The following is a 16541-nucleotide window of genomic DNA, read 5'->3' on the forward strand; positions in this document are numbered from 1 at the left end:
ACGCCGCCCACCGGCTGACGGCACAGCCCGCCCGACAAAAAAACCTTGTACGCCGTATGGGGCCTGTTCTACGGTGTACGTCGCGCAAGCGCCGTACACCGTAGAACGAGAGAGAGAAGGCTGCATGACGGCAACGACAGCCGAGTCCCCCACCGCCTCCCAGAGGCACCCGCAGCGCTGGCTGATCCTCGGCGTCATCTGCCTCGCCCAGCTCACCGTGCTGCTCGACAACACCGTCCTGAGCGTCGCGATCCCCTCCCTCACCCGGGAGTTGGACGCGTCCACCTCCGACATCCAGTGGATGATCAACGCGTACTCGCTGGTCCAGTCGGGCCTGCTGCTCACCGCGGGCAGCTCCGCGGACCGCTACGGCCGCAAGAAGATGCTGATGACGGGCCTCGCCCTGTTCGGCATCGGCTCGCTGGCCGCGGGGCTCGCGCAGAGCTCCGCGCAGCTCATCGCCGCCCGCGCGGGTATGGGCATCGGCGGGGCGCTGCTCATGACCACGACCCTCGCGGTCGTCGTGCAGATCTTCGACGACACCGAGCGCGTGAAGGCGATCGGCCTCTGGGCCACCGTCAACTCCCTCGGGTTCGCGGCCGGTCCGCTGCTCGGCGGCTTCATGCTCGACCACTTCTGGTGGGGCTCGATCTTCCTGATCAACATCCCCGTGGCGCTGCTCGGCCTCGTCGCGGTGTTCAGGCTGGTGCCCGAGTCCAAGAACCGGCAGGGCGACCGTCCCGACCTCCTGGGCGCGCTGCTCTCCACGATCGGCATGGCCTCGGTGGTCTACGCGATCATCTCCGGGCCCGAGCACGGCTGGACGTCGGCGCACGTCCTGGTCTCCGCGGCGGTCGGCGTCCTGGTCCTCGGCGCGTTCGCGCTCTGGGAGCTGCGCGTCCCGCACCCGATGCTGGACATGCACTTCTTCCGCAACCGGCGGTTCATCGGCGCGGTGGCGGGCTCGATCCTGGTCGCCTTCGGCCTCGGCGGATCCCTCTTCATCCTGACCCAGCACCTCCAGTTCGTCCTCGGGTACGAGCCGTTGGAGGCGGGCCTGCGCACCGCGCCGCTCGCGGTCACCATCGTCGTCCTCAACCTCGCGGGCGTGGGCGCGAGGCTGCACGCCAAGCTGGGCACCCCGGCGACGATCGCGTCCGGCATGAGCCTGCTCGCGGCGGGCCTCACGGCGGTCGCGCTGCTCGGCGGCGACGACTACAACGGCATGCTCGTCGGCCTCGTCGTGATGGGCGCGGGCATCTCCTTCGCCATGCCGGCCATGGCCAACGCGATCATGAGCGCGATCCCGCCGGAGAAGGCGGGCGTGGGCGCGGGCATCAACGGCACGCTCGCGGAGTTCGGCAACGGCCTGGGCGTCGCCGTCCTCGGCGCCGTCCTCAACTCCCGCTTCGCCTCCCTGGTGGCGGTCTCCGCCGCGTCGTTCCCGGCGGCCATGGCCGCGGCGAAGTCCACGGGCGAGCAGGAGCGGATCGCCGACGCGTTCGCCTCGGGGATCGAGAGGGCCCAGCTGGTGGGCGCGGCGGCGGTGTTCGTCGGCGGCTTCCTCGCGGCCGCGTTGCTGCGGAGGGCGGAGAGGGCAGACTCCGCGGGGAAGACATCGGCATAGCATCGTGGAGAGGGCGGACCACCCCCTTCCGGAGACCGCCCTCTCTCCGGTCCCACCCGCGGAACAACCAGGAAGGTGCGCCATGGTCAAGGCAGCCGACCGCACGACGAATCCGGCGCGGACGAGCGTCTGGCTGCACGGCAAGGCGCGCCGCGGCAGCGGTCGCAGGGGCGACCAGCCGAGCGGGCTCGACCGGGACCGGATCACCGAGGTCACGGTGCGGCTCCTGGACGCGGAGGGCCTGACCAAGTTCTCCATGCGCAGGCTCGCCGGCGAGCTGAACGTCACGGCGATGTCCGTCTATTGGTACGTGGACACCAAGGACGACCTCCTGGAGCTCGCCCTGGACGCGGTCTTCGGCGAGATGCGGCTCCCGGACACGGAGAGCGCCCCGGAGGCGTGGCGCGAGCAACTGCGCGAGCTGGCCGACGAGTACCGCAAGACGCTGATCCGCCACCCGTGGGTGTCGCAGCTGGTCGGCAGGTTCCTCAACATCGGCCCGAACTGGCTGGACTTCGCGCTCGCGGTGCAGGTCGCCGTACGGAACACGGGACTTCCGGCGTACACCCAGAACGGCGCGATCTCGGCGGTCTTCCAGTTCGTGTACGGCTTCGGGACCATGGAGGGCCACTTCATCGCGCGGTGCGCGGAGGCCGGGATGACCCAGGAGGAGTTCTACCGGGAGGCGTCCGGCACGATCCGCCACGAGGTCGCGGCGCACGGGATCATGCAGAACGCGCGCGACCTGATGGAGGCGCGGGGCGGCGACACGGTCGAGGAGATGTGGGAGCGGGACTTCACGATCGCCCTGGACCTGATGATCGCGGGAATCGAAGCCTTGCTGAGCCGGAACAGCTGACGCCGCCGGCGGCCCGAAGCCGCGGAGCACCGGTCAGCAAGGCGTCCACCCACACCCGCCCCCCCCGGGACACCTCAGCCCTGCGGCAGCACGTCCCCCTGCACGGCCTGGATGTCGAGCTCGACCTTCAGCGTCGTGCCGATCGCCGAGATCCCCGCCTGCACCACCTGGTTGTAGTTCATGGCGAAGTCCTCCCGCCGCAGCTCCGCCGTGGCCCGGAACGCCGCCCGCGTCCCGCCCCAGGGGTCGGCCCCGGTCCCGAGGTAGCTCAGCTCCAGATCCACGGGCCGTACGACCCCGTGCATGCCCAGCTCACCGTGGACCGTCCACCGGTCCGTGCCGGACGGCGTGAGCCCGTGCGAGCGGTACGTGATCTCCGGGTACCGCTCCACGTCCAGGAAGTCCGGCGACTTCAGGTGCCCGTCCCGCATGCCGTTGCCCGTGTCGATCGAGGCCGACCGGATGACCGCCTCGACGCGGGACTTCTCCATGTCCCCGTCGGCCCCGGCGATCTCGACGCGCCCTCCGAACTCCGTGAACCGCCCGTGCACGCTGGTGATCCCGAGGTGCTGGGCGACGGCGGCCACGGTCGAGTGCGCGGGGTCGATGGTCCAGGGCCCCGGCGGCGGCAGCTCGGTGCCGCCCTGCCGGGCGAGGACGACGTTGCCGACGTCCGCCCGCCCGCTGGCCGTCACGAGCGCGGTGGAGGCGACGGGCGCGTACCCGACGGCGGTGACGATGACGGTGTAGGGCCCGGGAACCAGCTCGGTCCCGTCCCGCACGACGCCCTCCTCGTCCGCCGCGGCCCGCAGCACCTGCGTCCCCGTCATGTCGGTCACGGTGACGACGGCGTGCGGCACGGCCCACCCGTCACGCGTCCGCATCCGAGCGTTGAGTCCCATCCCGTTCAACTCCTTGCCGGGCTTCCGCATCCGGAAGCCGCACTGTCCAAGCTCGATCAAGCAGAGGGCGGAAAGCAGACGGCCCCCGGCGGCGGTGGCCGGCCGTCCCCTGCCATGAACGCCACCGCCGGCCCGGGGGCCCTTTCCGCGACCGGCCCGGGGCCGCGCCTCCGCTCGGGGCGCGACCGCGGGCCGGGGCCGATCACTCGCCCGGGTGGGCGAGTTCGATGTCGTGGCCGTCGACGCCGCTCCCGGCGACCGAGAGCCCCGTGGCCACCGGCGGGTACCCGGTCGCGATGACCGTGTACTCCCCGCTGTCCAGATCGGTGAAGGCGTACGCGCCGTCGGCACCGGTGGTCGCCGTGGCGACGACGTTGCCCGCGGCGTCCACCAGCGTGACGCGGGCGTCGTTCAGCGGCGCACCGCCCGCCCGCACCGTGCCGAGCACCTGCGAGCCGGAGTTGAGCTCCACCTCGACCCGGGTGACCCCGGCGCCGCCCACCTCGACGGGCAGGGCGAGGGGCCGGTGACCGGCGGCGTTCACCGCGACGGTGACGGTGCCGGGGACCAGCTCGGCGAAGGTGAACTCGCCCTGCTCGCCGGAGAGTCCGGTGGCCAGGACGTCACCGCGGACGTCGGTCACGATGACCATGGCACCGGCGACGGGCAGCTTGCTGTCCGCGTCCCGCACCAGGCCGCTCAGCCCGCTGGTGCCGCTGAGCAGGATGTCGTACGCGAGGGCGTCCTCGCCCACGACGACGGTCGAGGCCTGCGGCTGGAACCCGTCGGCGGAGGCGATGAGCACGTACGAACCGGCGCCGGGGGCGTCGACGGCGTAGGACCCGTCGCCCTGCGCGACCGCACGGCCCAACTGCCGTCCCCCGAGGGAGATCAGCGTGACGGCGGCACGCGGAACGGGTGCGCTCTCGGCGCCGCGGACGAAGCCGCGTACCGGAATCCCGCCGGTGACCTGGGGCGGAATCCCACCGGCACCGGCCTCGGCGGCCGAGGCCACCGCGGCGAGCCTCTGCGTGCCCTCGGGCCCCGCCTCGGTGTGCGAGGCGACGGAGGCGAGCACCGGCTCGTCGGCGACCGGCGCGGCAGCGGCGGCAGCCGGGGCGGCCGCACCGTCGGTGGCCTGCGCGGACTCGGACGCGGCCTGGGCCATCGCGCCCGACGTGCGCAGCGGGACCTCCTTGATGAACAGCGTGATCAGGAAGGCGATCAGCGCCATCGGCGCGGCGATCAGGAAGACGTCGGCGATGCCGTGCCCGTACGCGCTCTCCATCACCGTGCGGAACGGCTCGGGGATCTTGTCCAGGTCGGGGATGCCACCGCCGCCGGTGCCGCCGTGGCCGAACTCCGCGGCCGCCTTCGGGCCGAGTTCGGTGATGCCGTCCTTGACGTAGTCGGTGATCCGCGTCGCCATGATCGCGCCGAGCGCCGAGACGCCCATCGCGCCGCCGAGGGAGCGGAAGAAGGTGACGACGGAGGAGGCGGAACCGAGGTCCTGCGGCTCGACCTGGTTCTGCGTGCACAGCACCAGGTTCTGCATCATCATGCCGATGCCGAGACCCATCAGGGCCATGAAGATCGCGATGTGCCAGTACTCGGTGTCGTACCGGATGGTGCCGAGCAGACCGAGGCCCGCCGTCACCAGGACACCGCCGCTGACCAGCCAGGCCTTCCACTTGCCCGTCTTCGTGATGACCTGGCCCGACACGGTGGACGAGACGAACAGACCACCGATCATCGGGATCGTCAGGACACCGGACATGGTCGGGGACTCGCCCCGCGCCAGCTGGAAGTACTGGCTGAAGAAGACCGTGCCCGCGAACATCGCGACACCCACGAAGAGCGAGGCGAGCGAGGCGAGGGTGATGGTGCGGTTGCGGAAGAGCCGCAGCGGGATGATCGGCTCGCTGGCCCTGGACTCGACGAACACGAAGATCAGGCCGAGCAGGACCGAACCGCCGACCATGGCGCCGGTCTGCCACGACATCCAGTCGTACTTGTCGCCGGCGAAGGTGACCCAGACGAGCAGCAGGCAGACGGCGGCGCTGATGAAGAAGGCACCGGCCCAGTCGACCTTGACGTCGCGCTTGACGACGGGGAGCTTCAGGGTCTTCTGCAGGACGATCAGCGCGATGACCGCGAAGGGCACGCCGACGTAGAAGCACCAGCGCCAGCCGAGCCACGAGGTGTCGGTGATGACGCCGCCGAGCAGCGGACCGCCGACGGTCGCGACCGCGAACGTGGCGCCGAGGTAGCCGGAGTAGCGCCCGCGCTCACGCGGGGAGATCATCGCGGCCATGACGATCTGGGCGAGTGCGGAGAGACCGCCGACGCCGATGCCCTGCACGACACGGCAGGCGATGAGCATGCCGGCGTTCTGCGAAAGACCGGCGACGACCGATCCGAGCACATAGATGATCAGGGCTATCTGTACGAGCGCCTTCTTGCTGAAGAGGTCGGACAGCTTGCCCCACAGGGGGGTGGTCGCGGTCATCGCGAGCAGCGAGGCGGTGACGACCCAGGTGTAGGCGGACTGGCCGCCGCCGAGGTCGCCGATGATCTCCGGCAGGGCGTTGGAGACGATCGTCGACGACAGGATCGCCACGAACATGCCGAGCAGCAGCCCGGAGAGCGCTTCCATGATCTGCCGGTGCGTCATCGGAGCGTTCTCGTCGGGATGAGCTCCGTGCTTGGCATGGCTGCCCCGCACACCGGCTGGTGTGGTTGTTGCCATGGGCTTCCTTTTCTTACGCGGGTGTACGGGTGGTCTCTGAGGTCTGTACGTCGTGGGGGGAGAGGGGGGAGAGAGGGGGCTGGGGGGACTGGGGAATCCGGGCCGAAGCCGCGCGGCAGTCCCCGAAGCTGTCGCGCAGGCGCGCGAGCAGGGTGCTGAGCTGGTCGACCTCGTCGTCCGACCAGTCGTGCAAGTAGTGGGCGAGTGCCTGCATCGAGAGGTCGGAGAGCTCTTCGAACTTCGCCTCACCGGCAGGCGTGAGGCGAAGGATGCGGGAACGCTTGTCGGCGGGGTCGGGATCGCGGTGGATCCAGCCCCGTTCGGCGACGTGGGCGACGTGGCGGCTGGTCACCGACATGTCGACGGCGAGCAGTTCGGCGAGTCTGCTCATCCGCATCTCGCCGTGCCGGTTGAGCAGGGTGAGTACGGCGGCGGACCCGGCCGGGCACTCGGGGGGCAGGACCCGTCCGAGGCCGCGCTTCACGGCGCCGATGGCGCTGAGCTGTCGGGCCAGCTCCTCGTACTGACGCTGCGCGGCCACGGCACCTCCTGAATATTTGTTGCTTAGGGCAACGATAGAAGCAGTTGGTTGCCGCAGGCAAACTAAAACCGGACCAAGGGACTAAAGAGTCGGCAAAGGTCTGGGACCACGGTCGTAAAGTCCCTGGCCAGTGGGGGTTGGGCCGACCGCGCTGGATTCGCTAGGGTCGTGGCCCATGGCACACAACCCCCAGGGTCCCCAGGGCAACCCCGACCCCGCCGGCAGCACGCAGATGTTCCGCGCCTTCGTCGACGAGGCCCCGCAGGGCCGCCAGCAGCAGGCGGCCGCGGCCTCCGGGCCGCGGATCGGTCTGATCCTCGGCGTCATCGTCGGCATCGTGGTCGTGGCGGGCGTTGCGTGGCTGGCGCTTAAGTAGGGTCCTTTGGCTCGGCGGGGCTTCGTCCGAGGCGCTGTCTGAGCGGTGGGCTTTGCCCGCGGGTGAGTTGTGGCTTGTCGCGCAGTTCCCCGCGCCCCCTTCGGGGCGCCTTTGCGTCTGCGGAGGGGCCGTGCCCCGTAAGGGGCGCGGGGAACTGCGCGATCAGCCACAACTCACCCGCAGAAGACATTCCGCAGACGACACCCCGCCGCGTGAGGGCTACCGCGCTCGCTCCTTCGCTACTTCCACGTCACGTCCACGTCCTGGGTCTCTATGTGCATGCCCAGGGGGACCCGCCACGCGTCCACGCACACCGGCCAGGTCTTTTCCTTCTTCTCGCCGGGGGCGATCGGCGCCGGGAGTTTCACGGTCGACTCGATCGTGTCCCAGTCGACGCCGAGCGCGCCGATGATGTGCGTCCCGAAGGTGACCGTTCCCGAACGCACCGGTGAGCCACCGGTGTTGTGGAAGGTGACGGTCACCTTCTCGCACCAGCGCTTGTCCGCGGCCTCGCGCTCGGGGGCGCCCGCCTTCAGCTCGGCGGGCCCCGCGGGCGGCTTGCTCGTGCCCGGCTTGTCCGTGCCGGGAGCGGACGGGGTGCCGGAACCGCCTTCTGTGCGGCCGGGGTTCGCGCCGTTGCCGGACGAGGGGCTCTCGCCCTGCGGGGTCGACGCCTCCGAACTGTCCGAGCGGCCGGGCGACTTCCCCTCCGAGTCGCCTTCGCCGCCGCTCCCGGGAGATGCGGGGCGGGAGCCGTCGCCGTCTCCCTCGCCCTTCGGCGCACCGCCACCAGGGGTCTTCCCGTCGCCGCCCCCGTCCAGCGGCACCAGCTTCACGTCGCCGGTCGGGCCCACCGCCTCGCCCGGCGCCCGCTCCGGTACGGCACCGGCCGCGCCGGTCGCCACATAGCCGTCGCCGCTCCCGCCGCCGCACGCGGCGAGGAGGCCGCCGAGACACACCACGGCCGCACCGGCACCGAGCACGTTCCGCACACCACGTCGCATCGCGCCAGTGTGGCTGACGGCCCGTCACTTAGGAACCCCGACAGCAACACCGGCCACGCGACGGACGGTTGACCTCGTACTCGGGTCGGATTCAGTCCGAGATGAGTCCCTCGCGCAGCTGCGCCAGCGTCCGTGTGAGCAGCCGGGAGACGTGCATCTGCGAGATGCCGACCTCCTCGCCGATCTGCGACTGCGTCATGTTCGCGAAGAACCGCAGCATGATGATGCGGCGCTCGCGCGGCGGCAGCTTGGCGAGCAGCGGCTTGAGCGACTCGCGGTACTCCACGCCCTCCAGGGCGGAGTCCTCGTACCCGAGGCGGTCCGCGAGGGAGCCCTCGCCGCCGTCGTCCTCGGGGGCCGGGGAGTCCAGCGAGGACGCGGTGTAGGCGTTGCCCACCGCGAGCCCGTCGACCACGTCCTCCTCGGAGACCCCGAGCGCCGCGGCGAGTTCGGGCACGGTCGGCGAGCGGTCGAGCCGCTGGGCGAGCTCGTCGCTGGTCTTGGTGAGCGCGAGCCGCAGCTCCTGGAGGCGGCGCGGCACCCGCACCGACCAACTGGTGTCCCGGAAGAAGCGCTTGATCTCACCGACGACCGTCGGCATCGCGAACGTCGGGAACTCCACGCCCCGTTCGCAGTCGAAACGGTCGATCGCCTTGATCAGGCCGATCGTGCCGACCTGGACGATGTCCTCCATCGGTTCGTTGCGGCTGCGGAAGCGGGCCGCCGCGTAGCGCACGAGGGGGAGGTTGAGTTCGATGAGCGTGTCGCGTACGTAGACGCGCTCCGGGCTGTCCTTGTCGAGCGCGGCGAGCCGCAGGAAGAGGGAGCGGGACAGGGTCCGGGTGTCGATGGCTTCCGAGGCTGTTGAGCTGTGAAGCGCGTCGGGCGCGGAGTCGCTCGGGCTCTTGGTGAGCGTGAGCGTGAGCACCTTCGAGCTGCCCTGGTCTGCGGACATGCCACCCCCTTGAGGTCGCGGACGGTCGCGGCGGGCGCTCCCGTCGGAGGAACGCAGCCTCCACCTGAATACCGGAGGTGGGGCTACGGCAAACGCGGTTCCAGCAGAATGTCACATGTCGGCAACACGCTGTAGTTACTTGTCGACAAACAAGGGTGACATCCGTGCAGGAAAGAGGGGGTCTGGGGGATTTCAGCAAGGAGTGCCGTCGGAAAGATCCCCGACGGCACTCCACTCGTTACGGTTACGCCTCGATCCGATTTGCGGACCGAAGCCGCGCGAAGCTTCTGGCGAGCAGTCTCGACACGTGCATCTGGGAAACGCCCAGTTCGGCGCTGATCTGCGACTGCGTCAGATTGCTGTAGTAGCGCAGCAGCAGGATCCGCTGTTCCCGCTCGGGGAGTTGGACCAGGAGGTGGCGTACGAGATCGCGGTGCTCGACGCCGTCGAGCGCGGGGTCCTCGTACCCGAGCCGGTCGAGCAGACCGGGCAGCCCGTCGCCCTCCTGGGCCGCCTCCAACGACGTTGCGTGGTACGAGCGTCCGGCCTCGATGCAGGCGAGCACCTCGTCCTCGGTGATGCGCAGGCGCTCGGCGATCTCCGAGGTCGTCGGCGAGCGCCCGAAGGCGGTCGTGAGGTCCTCGGTCGCCCCGGTCACCTGCACCCACAGCTCGTGCAGCCTGCGCGGCACGTGGACGGTGCGGACGTTGTCGCGGAAGTACCGCTTGATCTCGCCGACCACGGTCGGCATCGCGAAGGTCGGGAACTGCACGCCGCGGTCCGGGTCGAACCGGTCGATGGCGTTGATGAGACCGATGGTCCCGACCTGGACGACGTCCTCCATCGGTTCGTTGCGGCTGCGGAAGCGCGCGGCCGCGTACCGCACGAGCGGCAGGTTGGCCTCGATGAGCGCGCCGCGCACGCGGCCGTGTTCGGGGCTGCCCGGCTCCAGCTCCTTGAGCTGGCCGAAGAGCACTTGGGTGAGGGCCCTGGTGTCGGCGCCGCGGGTGCTCCCGGTGCCGGGTGAAGCCTTCGCGGGTGGAGCCTCGGGCGCAGTACTGGCCGGCACGGTCAACGCCACCCCTTCTCAGACAGTCACAGTCAAGCTCAGTCGACCTTGGTCAACTCATCCGTCAAAAGCGGTCATAGCATCACAAGACATGTGCACTGTGTGCAAGCACCCGATAACTACGTGTTGAGGGGCAAGTTGGGGCTGAAGACGCGGAACGGCCCCGCACCGTTCCGGTGCGGGGCCGTTCGGGGAGCTGCTGCGCCCTGCGGCTCAGAACTCGTAGTCCGCGATCACCCACGTGGCGAACTCGCGCCACTGCGCGACGCCCGCCTGGTGGGCCGGGTGCTCGATGTACCGCTTGAGCGCATCGGTGTCCTCGACCGCCGAGTTGATGGCGAAGTCGTACGCGATGGGGCGGTCGGTGATGTTCCAGTCGCACTCCCAGAACGTCAGTTCCGGGATCTGCTCGCCGAGCGCGCGGAAGGCCTTGACGCCCTCGACGACGCGCGGCTCGTCGCGCTGTACGCCGTCGTTGAGCTTGAAGAGGACCAGATGGCGGATCACGGGCACTCCTTGGAGAGGGCTGCGGCTGTACGGCCTTGGCCGCCGCTCAGTCCTTGCCTCCGTTGGCGATCCACGTCATGAAGTCGCCGATGCTCTGAGCGGCGCTCGAAACACCCTCGAACCCTATCTGCACGTAGTCCGCGGCCTTGGCGGGGTCGGTGATGATCACATAGAGCACGAAGACGACCAGCACGAAGAGCCCGATCTTCTTCCACTGCACTGCCACGATCTGGCCTCCCCTTACCGCGCCCCGTGTGACCCCTGTGACGGCCGTGAGTCTAACCCGGACCCTACTCACGGGGCTTTTAAGGACCAACGGCCCGGCAGCACAGGCCCTTTGCCTGCGCCGTGCGAGTGGCGCGAGGCGCAGGATGGGTGGTGAGCCCGGCGGATCTGGCAGGAATCCGCAGGGTGAGGGACTTGGCCCTACTGCGGGGTCGGCGCCGTCTGCTTCCCCCCTGACGGCGGTGCTGACTTGAGGGCCGGTCCTCGTCGGGGGAAGCGGCTTGTCCCCCCGATGCCGCTTCCCCCGTCCTAGCGGGAGAGAGAGCCCCGGTGCCGTACAGGCGCCGGGGTCTTCTGCGTATCAGGGGCCATACGGGAGAGACGACGACGAAGGGCCCGTCCAGCTGGACGGGCCCTTCGCATCAAGAGCGGTAGCGGAGGGATTTGAACCCTCGGTGAGTTTCCCCACACTCGCTTTCGAGGCGAGCTCCTTCGGCCGCTCGGACACGCTACCGAGAGGAACTCTAGCCCACGATGCCCCGTGGACTGAAATCCGTTCGGCGCAGCCCCGCGCTGCCCCTGCCTCACCGCTTCCGCCTCACCGCTTCCGGAAGAAGTCCGTCAGCTGCGCGGCGCACTCCTCCGCGAGGACCCCGAGGACGACCTCGGGCCGGTGGTTGAGCCGTCGGTCGCGCACGACGTCCCAGAGCGAGCCCGCCGCTCCGGCCTTCTCGTCCCGCGCGCCGTAGACCACCCGGTCCACGCGGGACTGCACGATCGCGCCGGCGCACATCGTGCACGGCTCCAGCGTCACGACGAGCGTGCAGCCGGTCAGCCGCCACTCACCGAGCTCCGCGGCGGCCCTGCGCAGCGCCAGCACCTCCGCGTGCGCGGTGGGGTCGCCGGTCGCCTCGCGTTCGTTGTGGCCCGCGGCGAGCACCGTCGTACCGTCCGGGGACAGCACGACGGCGCCGACGGGCACGTCACCGCCCCGTACGGCCAGCTCGGCCTCGGCCAGAGCGAGCCGCATGGGCGCCCGCCAGCGATCGCGTACGGGATCGGGGATGTCGTTCGGGTCGTTCTGGTCGGTCACACGGGGAACCTAGCGGACGGTCTCGAGCACCTCCGCCGCGCCGAGGATCTCGGCGATCTCGCCCAGCGCGTCGCCGCTCTCCAGAGCGAGCAGCTCCTTCTCCGGCACGCCCAGGTCGGCGAGGATCTCCGTGTCGCCGAGCGGCCCCGAGGGCACCGCGTCGCCGCTGTCGGCTTCCCCGTCGTCCGCGTCGGCGGAGTCCGAGGGCTCGCCGTCCTCCGTACCGTCGAGGTCGAGGGCGTCCAGATCGTCGGCCGGGTCGTCGCCCGGGTCCCGGCCGAGCATCTCGTCGGTGAGCAGGATCTCCCCGTACGAGCTGCGGGCGGCCGCGGCCGCGTCCGATACGTAGATGCGAGGGTCCTCCTCGCCGTCCACGCGGACGACGCCGAACCACGCGTCTTCCTGTTCGATGAAGACGAGCACCGTGTCGTCGTCGTAATCGACCGTGGCTTCACGGGCCAGATCGGCCAGATCCGACAGGGTCTCCACATCGTCGAGCTCCGTGTCGCTCGCTTCCCACCCGTCTTCGGTGCGCGCGAGCAGTGCGGCGAAGTACACCGTGACTCTCCCACTGGTCATAGGCAGTGCCGGTTGGCGGTTTGGGGTCCCCCCGGCGAGGTCGGGGAGCGGGGAGTGCAGTTTCTGGCCCCGCCCATTCGGAATCGTGGCAGAAACGGCGCCGTCAGGAGAGGTCTTCCGGCCGCTGTGTTCCGCGTCGCGTTCTCCGGCGCCTTCGCGAGGGCCCGCGGCGCGAGGGGCGGCTACCAGCGGAACGTACGCATACGCATCGCCTGCCGCATGCGTGCCGCCCGGGCGCGGCGCGGCTTCACGCGCTCGCGGAGCTCGATGGCCTCGGTGCGTTCACGCAGGAACTGGGCGCGGCGCCTGCGGCGCTCGGCGTCGGTCTCGTCCGCTGGTTCCGGCTTGTGCTCAGCCATGGGCCACACCACCTCAGTCCGTACGTCCCCACCTTCCCCCCGGCGGCGGGGTTGATGCCAGCGCGGGGAGAGGGGCCCTGTCCCGGTTACTGTTGATGTCATGCGGATCCACGTCGTCGACCACCCGCTGGTGGCGCACAAACTCACCACGCTGCGCGACAAGCGCACCGACTCCCCGACCTTCCGGCGCCTCGCCGACGAGCTGGTCACCCTGCTCGCGTACGAGGCCACCCGGGACGTGCGCACCGAGCAGGTCGACATCGACACCCCGGTGACCCGGACCACCGGCGTCAAGCTGTCGTATCCGCGCCCGCTGGTCGTGCCGATCCTGCGCGCCGGCCTCGGCATGCTCGACGGCATGGTCCGGCTGCTCCCGACCGCGGAGGTCGGCTTCCTCGGCATGATCCGCAACGAGGAGACGCTGCAGGCCTCCACGTACGCGACGCGCATGCCGGACGACCTCTCCGGCCGTCAGGTGTACGTCCTGGACCCGATGCTCGCCACGGGCGGCACGCTCGTCGCGGCGATCCAGGAGCTCATCAAGCGCGGCGCCGACGACGTGACCGCCGTGGTGCTGCTCGCCGCCCCCGAGGGCGTCGAGATCATGGAGCGCGAGCTGGCGGGCACGCCGGTGACGGTCGTGACGGCCTCGGTCGACGAGCGGCTCAACGAGAACGGGTACATCGTCCCGGGGCTCGGCGACGCGGGCGACCGGATGTACGGGGCCGCGGAGTAGTCCCGCGGCACCGGGCCCTCAGGGGCTCAGCAGTTCCTGTCGTTGCCTGACGGAGCGGGCGTCGGCTCGGGCTTGGCCAGTTGTGCCAGGGCCTTGTCGGCGTCCTCTTTCTTGGCCAGGTCCTTGAACTTGTCGCCGAGGATCAGGTCGACCTCGCCGCCCTTGCGGCCGTCGGTCCTGTGCTCGGCGCCCGCGAGCTGTGTGCCGAGGACCGGGAGCGCGGTGTCGGTGGCCGCCTTGGCGCCGAGCAGTATCCCGGTGCCCTTGACCTTCTTGTCGAAGGCCTTCGTCGCGTTGCCGACCTTGCCGATGGCGAAGCCGCGCTTCTTCAGCTCGTCGGCGGTGTCCTTGGCCAGGCCGCCGCGGGGCGTGGCGTTGAAGACGTTGACGGTGATCCGGCGGGGCTCGGGCAGCGGCTCCGGCTTGGGCGGCGAGGCCTTGGCGGAGGCCGCGGGCCTGCGGTCGCAGTCCGGGGCGGAGCCCGCGGCCGACGCCTTGTCGCCGCCCGTGAAGACGTCGATGAGCTGCAGGGTGCCCCAGCCGATAAGGCCCACGGCCGCGGTGGACGCGATGGCCGCGAGCACGATCCTGCGGCGCCCGCTGGGGCGGCGCATTCGCGGATATTTGTCCCCCGTGATGCGGTACTTGCCGCCCATGCCGGGGGGAGTGAGCATGCTCATGGGCGCAGCGTAGTGCCGCGTGGCGGCGATGCCTACTAAATGATCATTGCCCGGGGCTCAGTCCAACCCAAAAGGGCCAATGCGGACTTGGGCCCGGTTCGGGCGGGGGAACGGGCGCGTCAGCCCAGTTCGAGAACGCGCGCGTGGAGCACCTGGCGCTGCTGGAGCGCGGCGCGGACGGCGCGGTGCAGCCCGTCCTCCAGGTACAGGTCGCCCTGCCACTTCACGACGTGCGCGAAGAGGTCGCCGTAGAACGTGGAGTCCTCGGCGAGCAGGGTCTCCAGGTCGAGCTGGCCCTTGGTCGTCACGAGCTGATCGAGGCGGACCGGGCGCGGCGCGACGTCCGCCCACTGCCGGGTGCTTTCCCGGCCGTGGTCGGGGTACGGCCGGCCGTTTCCGATGCGCTTGAAGATCACACGGAAAGCCTACCGGTCAAGGCTCTCCGGGCGCAGCCATGGCGACGGAGTGCGACTCTGGGAAATGACGCCGGAAACCGGGATAAACCGGGAACTCTCAAGCCGGGAACAGGGGCCGAAGTGAGCGAGAGCCAGCCGATGCCGTCCATGTCCGGGAGTGGGAACCGCCCGAACGAGTCAGTGCCGGTCGCGGGGGTGACGGCCGGAGGCGATGGTTCCGGCGGTTCGGGAGGTCCCGAGGAGGCCGGGGGCGCCGCGGGTGCGCTCCCTCAGGAGGCCAGGGAGATCGCCGCCGGGTACGCCTTCACCGGGCCCGCCCTCGATCTGGGCGCCCTGATGTGGGGCGGGCGGTGCTACGCGGACGCGCAGATCCGCATCCCGCTGCCCATGCTCAACCGGCACGGCCTCGTCGCCGGGGCCACCGGCACCGGCAAGACCAAGACGCTGCAGCTCATCGCCGAGCAGCTGGCCGCGCAGGGCGTGCCCGTGTTCCTCGCGGACGTCAAGGGCGACGTCTCGGGGATCTCGGCCCCCGGCGAGGCGGGCGAGAAGGTCGCCGAGCGCGCCGGGGACGTGGGGCAGGAGTGGGAGGCGACCGGCTTCCCGTGCGAGTTCTACGCGCTCGGCGGCATCGGCACCGGCATCCCCGTGCGGGCCACCGTCACCAGCTTCGGGCCCGTCCTGCTGTCGAAGGTGCTGCAGCTCAACCAGACGCAGGAGCAGTCGCTCGGGCTGATCTTCCACTACGCCGACCAGAAGGGCCTCGAACTCGTCGACCTCAAGGACCTGCGGGCCGTGGTCACCTTCCTGACGTCGGACGAGGGCAAGCCCGAGCTGAAGGGCATCGGCGGCCTGTCGACGGTCACCGCCGGCGTCATCCTGCGGGCGCTGACCGCCTTCGAGGCGCAGGGCATGGCGGACTTCTTCGGGGAGCCCGAGTTCGACACGAGCGAGTTCCTGCGGGCGGCGCCGGACGGGCGGGGCCTGGTGTCCGTGCTCGAACTGCCCGCCGTACAGGACAAGCCGCAGCTCTTCTCGACCTTCCTGATGTGGCTCCTCGCCGACCTCTACAACGACCTGCCCGAGGTCGGCGACGTGGAGAAGCCGAAGCTCGTGTTCTTCCTCGACGAGGCGCACCTGCTCTTCAACGGCGCCTCCAAGGCCTTCCTCGAAGCCGTCACGCAGACCGTGCGGCTCATCCGGTCCAAGGGCGTGGGCATCTTCTTCGTGACGCAGACGCCGAAGGACGTGCCCGCGGACGTCCTGGCCCAGCTGGGCAACCGCGTGCAGCACGCGCTGCGGGCGTTCACGCCGGAGGACCAGAAGGCGCTGAAGGCGACGGTGCGGACGTTCCCGAACTCGGCGTACGACCTGGAGGAGGTCCTCACCGGGATCGGCACCGGCGAGGCCGTGGTCACCGTCCTGAGCGAGAAGGGCGCCCCGACGCCGGTCGCGGCGACGCGGCTGCGGGCCCCGGAGTCGCTGATGGGGCCGGTCGACGCGGGCGAGCTCGACCGGGCCGTGAAGGGGTCGCTGCTCTACGGCAGGTACGCGGACGCCGTCGACCGCGAGTCCGCGTACGAGAAGCTGACCGCCCGGGAGGCCGAGACGCAGGCCCGCAAGCAGGCCGAGGCGGAGGCGGCCGAGGCGGAGAAGGCGGCGCGCGCGGCGGCGCGGGCGAAGCCGCAGGGGGACGGGTCCGTGGTCGAGCAGGTGGTGGGGAGCGGGATGTTCAAGTCGCTGCTGCGCTCGATGGGGACGCAGATCGGGCGGGAGATCTCGCGATCGGTGTTCGGGACGGCTCGGCGCAGGCGCTGAGCGCGGCCCGGCGCCGCCTCGAGCAGGCGGCGCCGGGCCGTGGTCT

General features: G+C 70.5%; 18 protein-coding genes and 1 tRNA gene. 5 read left to right on the forward strand and 14 right to left on the reverse strand.

The window, feature by feature from the left end:
- Positions 1-124: 124 nt before the first annotated feature.
- Positions 125-1627, forward strand: a complete 1503-nt coding sequence (locus tag ACZ4D5_RS11820) for a DHA2 family efflux MFS transporter permease subunit (RefSeq protein ID WP_467772168.1) — start codon at positions 125-127, stop codon at positions 1625-1627.
- An 82-nt stretch (positions 1628-1709) separates the two neighbouring features.
- Positions 1710-2486, forward strand: a complete 777-nt coding sequence (locus tag ACZ4D5_RS11825; protein ID WP_467772169.1) for a TetR/AcrR family transcriptional regulator — start codon at positions 1710-1712, stop codon at positions 2484-2486.
- Positions 2487-2560: 74 nt separating this feature from the next.
- Here ACZ4D5_RS11825 and ACZ4D5_RS11830 read toward each other — a convergent pair whose 3' ends face one another.
- The 3 genes from ACZ4D5_RS11830 to ACZ4D5_RS11840 all read right to left on the reverse strand — a co-directional run bounded on the left by ACZ4D5_RS11830 (position 2561) and on the right by ACZ4D5_RS11840 (position 6678).
- A complete protein-coding gene (locus ACZ4D5_RS11830) occupies positions 2561-3388 on the reverse strand; it encodes a YceI family protein (RefSeq protein WP_467772170.1) in 828 nt (275 codons plus the stop codon).
- Between the two features lie 202 nt (positions 3389-3590).
- On the reverse strand, positions 3591-6062 hold the full coding sequence (locus ACZ4D5_RS11835) for an MFS transporter (protein WP_467772277.1): 2472 nt from the start codon (positions 6060-6062) through the stop codon (positions 3591-3593).
- Positions 6063-6150: 88 nt separating this feature from the next.
- Complete coding sequence (locus ACZ4D5_RS11840; protein WP_467772171.1) at positions 6151-6678, reverse strand: MarR family winged helix-turn-helix transcriptional regulator; 528 nt, start codon at positions 6676-6678, stop codon at positions 6151-6153.
- Positions 6679-6853: 175 nt separating this feature from the next.
- On the opposite strand from ACZ4D5_RS11840, the gene ACZ4D5_RS11845 reads away from it, so the two are divergent.
- Complete coding sequence (locus ACZ4D5_RS11845) at positions 6854-7054, forward strand: hypothetical protein (RefSeq protein ID WP_467772172.1); 201 nt, start codon at positions 6854-6856, stop codon at positions 7052-7054.
- A gap of 239 nt (positions 7055-7293) precedes the next feature.
- On the opposite strand, the gene ACZ4D5_RS11850 is transcribed toward ACZ4D5_RS11845, so the two are convergent.
- The 9 genes from ACZ4D5_RS11850 to ACZ4D5_RS11890 all read right to left on the reverse strand — a co-directional run bounded on the left by ACZ4D5_RS11850 (position 7294) and on the right by ACZ4D5_RS11890 (position 12845).
- Positions 7294-8058 (reverse strand): hypothetical protein, encoded by a 765-nt coding sequence (locus tag ACZ4D5_RS11850; RefSeq protein ID WP_467772173.1) that lies wholly within the window; start codon positions 8056-8058, stop codon positions 7294-7296.
- A 91-nt stretch (positions 8059-8149) separates the two neighbouring features.
- Positions 8150-9013, reverse strand: a complete 864-nt coding sequence (locus ACZ4D5_RS11855; RefSeq protein ID WP_467772174.1) for an RNA polymerase sigma factor SigF — start codon at positions 9011-9013, stop codon at positions 8150-8152.
- Between the two features lie 244 nt (positions 9014-9257).
- Positions 9258-10094 carry an RNA polymerase sigma factor SigF gene (locus tag ACZ4D5_RS11860; protein WP_467772175.1) on the reverse strand — a complete coding sequence of 279 codons (837 nt, stop codon included), beginning with the start codon at positions 10092-10094 and terminating at the stop codon, positions 9258-9260.
- Between the two features lie 201 nt (positions 10095-10295).
- On the reverse strand, positions 10296-10589 hold the full coding sequence (locus ACZ4D5_RS11865; RefSeq protein ID WP_453776450.1) for a Dabb family protein: 294 nt from the start codon (positions 10587-10589) through the stop codon (positions 10296-10298).
- A gap of 46 nt (positions 10590-10635) precedes the next feature.
- The gene (locus ACZ4D5_RS11870) at positions 10636-10815 is read right to left on the reverse strand and encodes a hypothetical protein (protein WP_362338874.1); all 180 of its coding nucleotides are present in this window, start codon (positions 10813-10815) and stop codon (positions 10636-10638) included.
- 428 nt (positions 10816-11243) lie between these two features.
- Positions 11244-11328: transfer RNA gene (locus tag ACZ4D5_RS11875), tRNA-Ser, on the reverse strand.
- An 84-nt stretch (positions 11329-11412) separates the two neighbouring features.
- Entirely contained in the window at positions 11413-11844 is a 432-nt protein-coding gene (gene tadA / locus ACZ4D5_RS11880; RefSeq protein WP_362339110.1) for a tRNA adenosine(34) deaminase TadA, read from the reverse strand.
- A gap of 72 nt (positions 11845-11916) precedes the next feature.
- Positions 11917-12465, reverse strand: coding sequence for a tRNA adenosine deaminase-associated protein (locus tag ACZ4D5_RS11885; RefSeq protein ID WP_467772176.1), 549 nt, complete (start codon positions 12463-12465; stop codon positions 11917-11919).
- Positions 12466-12668: 203 nt separating this feature from the next.
- The gene (locus ACZ4D5_RS11890) at positions 12669-12845 is read right to left on the reverse strand and encodes a hypothetical protein (protein WP_362338878.1); all 177 of its coding nucleotides are present in this window, start codon (positions 12843-12845) and stop codon (positions 12669-12671) included.
- A gap of 100 nt (positions 12846-12945) precedes the next feature.
- On the opposite strand from ACZ4D5_RS11890, the gene upp reads away from it, so the two are divergent.
- Positions 12946-13581: a uracil phosphoribosyltransferase gene (gene upp / locus ACZ4D5_RS11895; protein WP_362338880.1), complete on the forward strand. Its 636-nt coding sequence runs from the start codon at positions 12946-12948 to the stop codon at positions 13579-13581.
- Positions 13582-13607: 26 nt separating this feature from the next.
- On the opposite strand, the gene ACZ4D5_RS11900 is transcribed toward upp, so the two are convergent.
- Both ACZ4D5_RS11900 and ACZ4D5_RS11905 read right to left on the reverse strand, forming a co-directional pair.
- Complete coding sequence (locus tag ACZ4D5_RS11900; protein ID WP_467772177.1) at positions 13608-14261, reverse strand: LytR C-terminal domain-containing protein; 654 nt, start codon at positions 14259-14261, stop codon at positions 13608-13610.
- A 119-nt stretch (positions 14262-14380) separates the two neighbouring features.
- Positions 14381-14677 carry a type II toxin-antitoxin system VapB family antitoxin gene (locus ACZ4D5_RS11905; protein WP_003955420.1) on the reverse strand — a complete coding sequence of 99 codons (297 nt, stop codon included), beginning with the start codon at positions 14675-14677 and terminating at the stop codon, positions 14381-14383.
- A gap of 147 nt (positions 14678-14824) precedes the next feature.
- Between ACZ4D5_RS11905 and ACZ4D5_RS11910 the strand changes: the two genes are divergently transcribed.
- Entirely contained in the window at positions 14825-16495 is a 1671-nt protein-coding gene (locus tag ACZ4D5_RS11910) for a helicase HerA-like domain-containing protein (protein WP_467772278.1), read from the forward strand.
- Positions 16496-16541 lie beyond the last annotated feature (46 nt).

Source organism: Streptomyces sp. NPDC025651 (assembly GCF_055558735.1).

Excerpts from the sequence above, each read along its gene's own strand:
- ACZ4D5_RS11820 (WP_467772168.1), top strand. The coding sequence starts at position 125 with ATGACGGCAACGACAGCCGAGTCCCCCACCGCCTCCCAGAGGCACCCG.
- ACZ4D5_RS11825 (WP_467772169.1), top strand. The coding sequence starts at position 1,710 with ATGGTCAAGGCAGCCGACCGCACGACGAATCCGGCGCGGACGAGCGTC.
- ACZ4D5_RS11830 (WP_467772170.1), bottom strand. The coding sequence starts at position 3,388 with ATGGGACTCAACGCTCGGATGCGGACGCGTGACGGGTGGGCCGTGCCG.
- ACZ4D5_RS11835 (WP_467772277.1), bottom strand. The coding sequence starts at position 6,062 with ATGACGCACCGGCAGATCATGGAAGCGCTCTCCGGGCTGCTGCTCGGC.
- ACZ4D5_RS11845 (WP_467772172.1), top strand. The coding sequence starts at position 6,854 with ATGGCACACAACCCCCAGGGTCCCCAGGGCAACCCCGACCCCGCCGGC.
- ACZ4D5_RS11850 (WP_467772173.1), bottom strand. The coding sequence starts at position 8,058 with ATGCGACGTGGTGTGCGGAACGTGCTCGGTGCCGGTGCGGCCGTGGTG.
- ACZ4D5_RS11855 (WP_467772174.1), bottom strand. The coding sequence starts at position 9,013 with ATGTCCGCAGACCAGGGCAGCTCGAAGGTGCTCACGCTCACGCTCACC.
- tadA (WP_362339110.1), bottom strand. The coding sequence starts at position 11,844 with ATGCGGCTCGCTCTGGCCGAGGCCGAGCTGGCCGTACGGGGCGGTGAC.
- ACZ4D5_RS11890 (WP_362338878.1), bottom strand. The coding sequence starts at position 12,845 with ATGGCTGAGCACAAGCCGGAACCAGCGGACGAGACCGACGCCGAGCGC.
- upp (WP_362338880.1), top strand. The coding sequence starts at position 12,946 with ATGCGGATCCACGTCGTCGACCACCCGCTGGTGGCGCACAAACTCACC.
- ACZ4D5_RS11900 (WP_467772177.1), bottom strand. The coding sequence starts at position 14,261 with ATGAGCATGCTCACTCCCCCCGGCATGGGCGGCAAGTACCGCATCACG.
- ACZ4D5_RS11910 (WP_467772278.1), top strand. The coding sequence starts at position 14,825 with ATGTCCGGGAGTGGGAACCGCCCGAACGAGTCAGTGCCGGTCGCGGGG.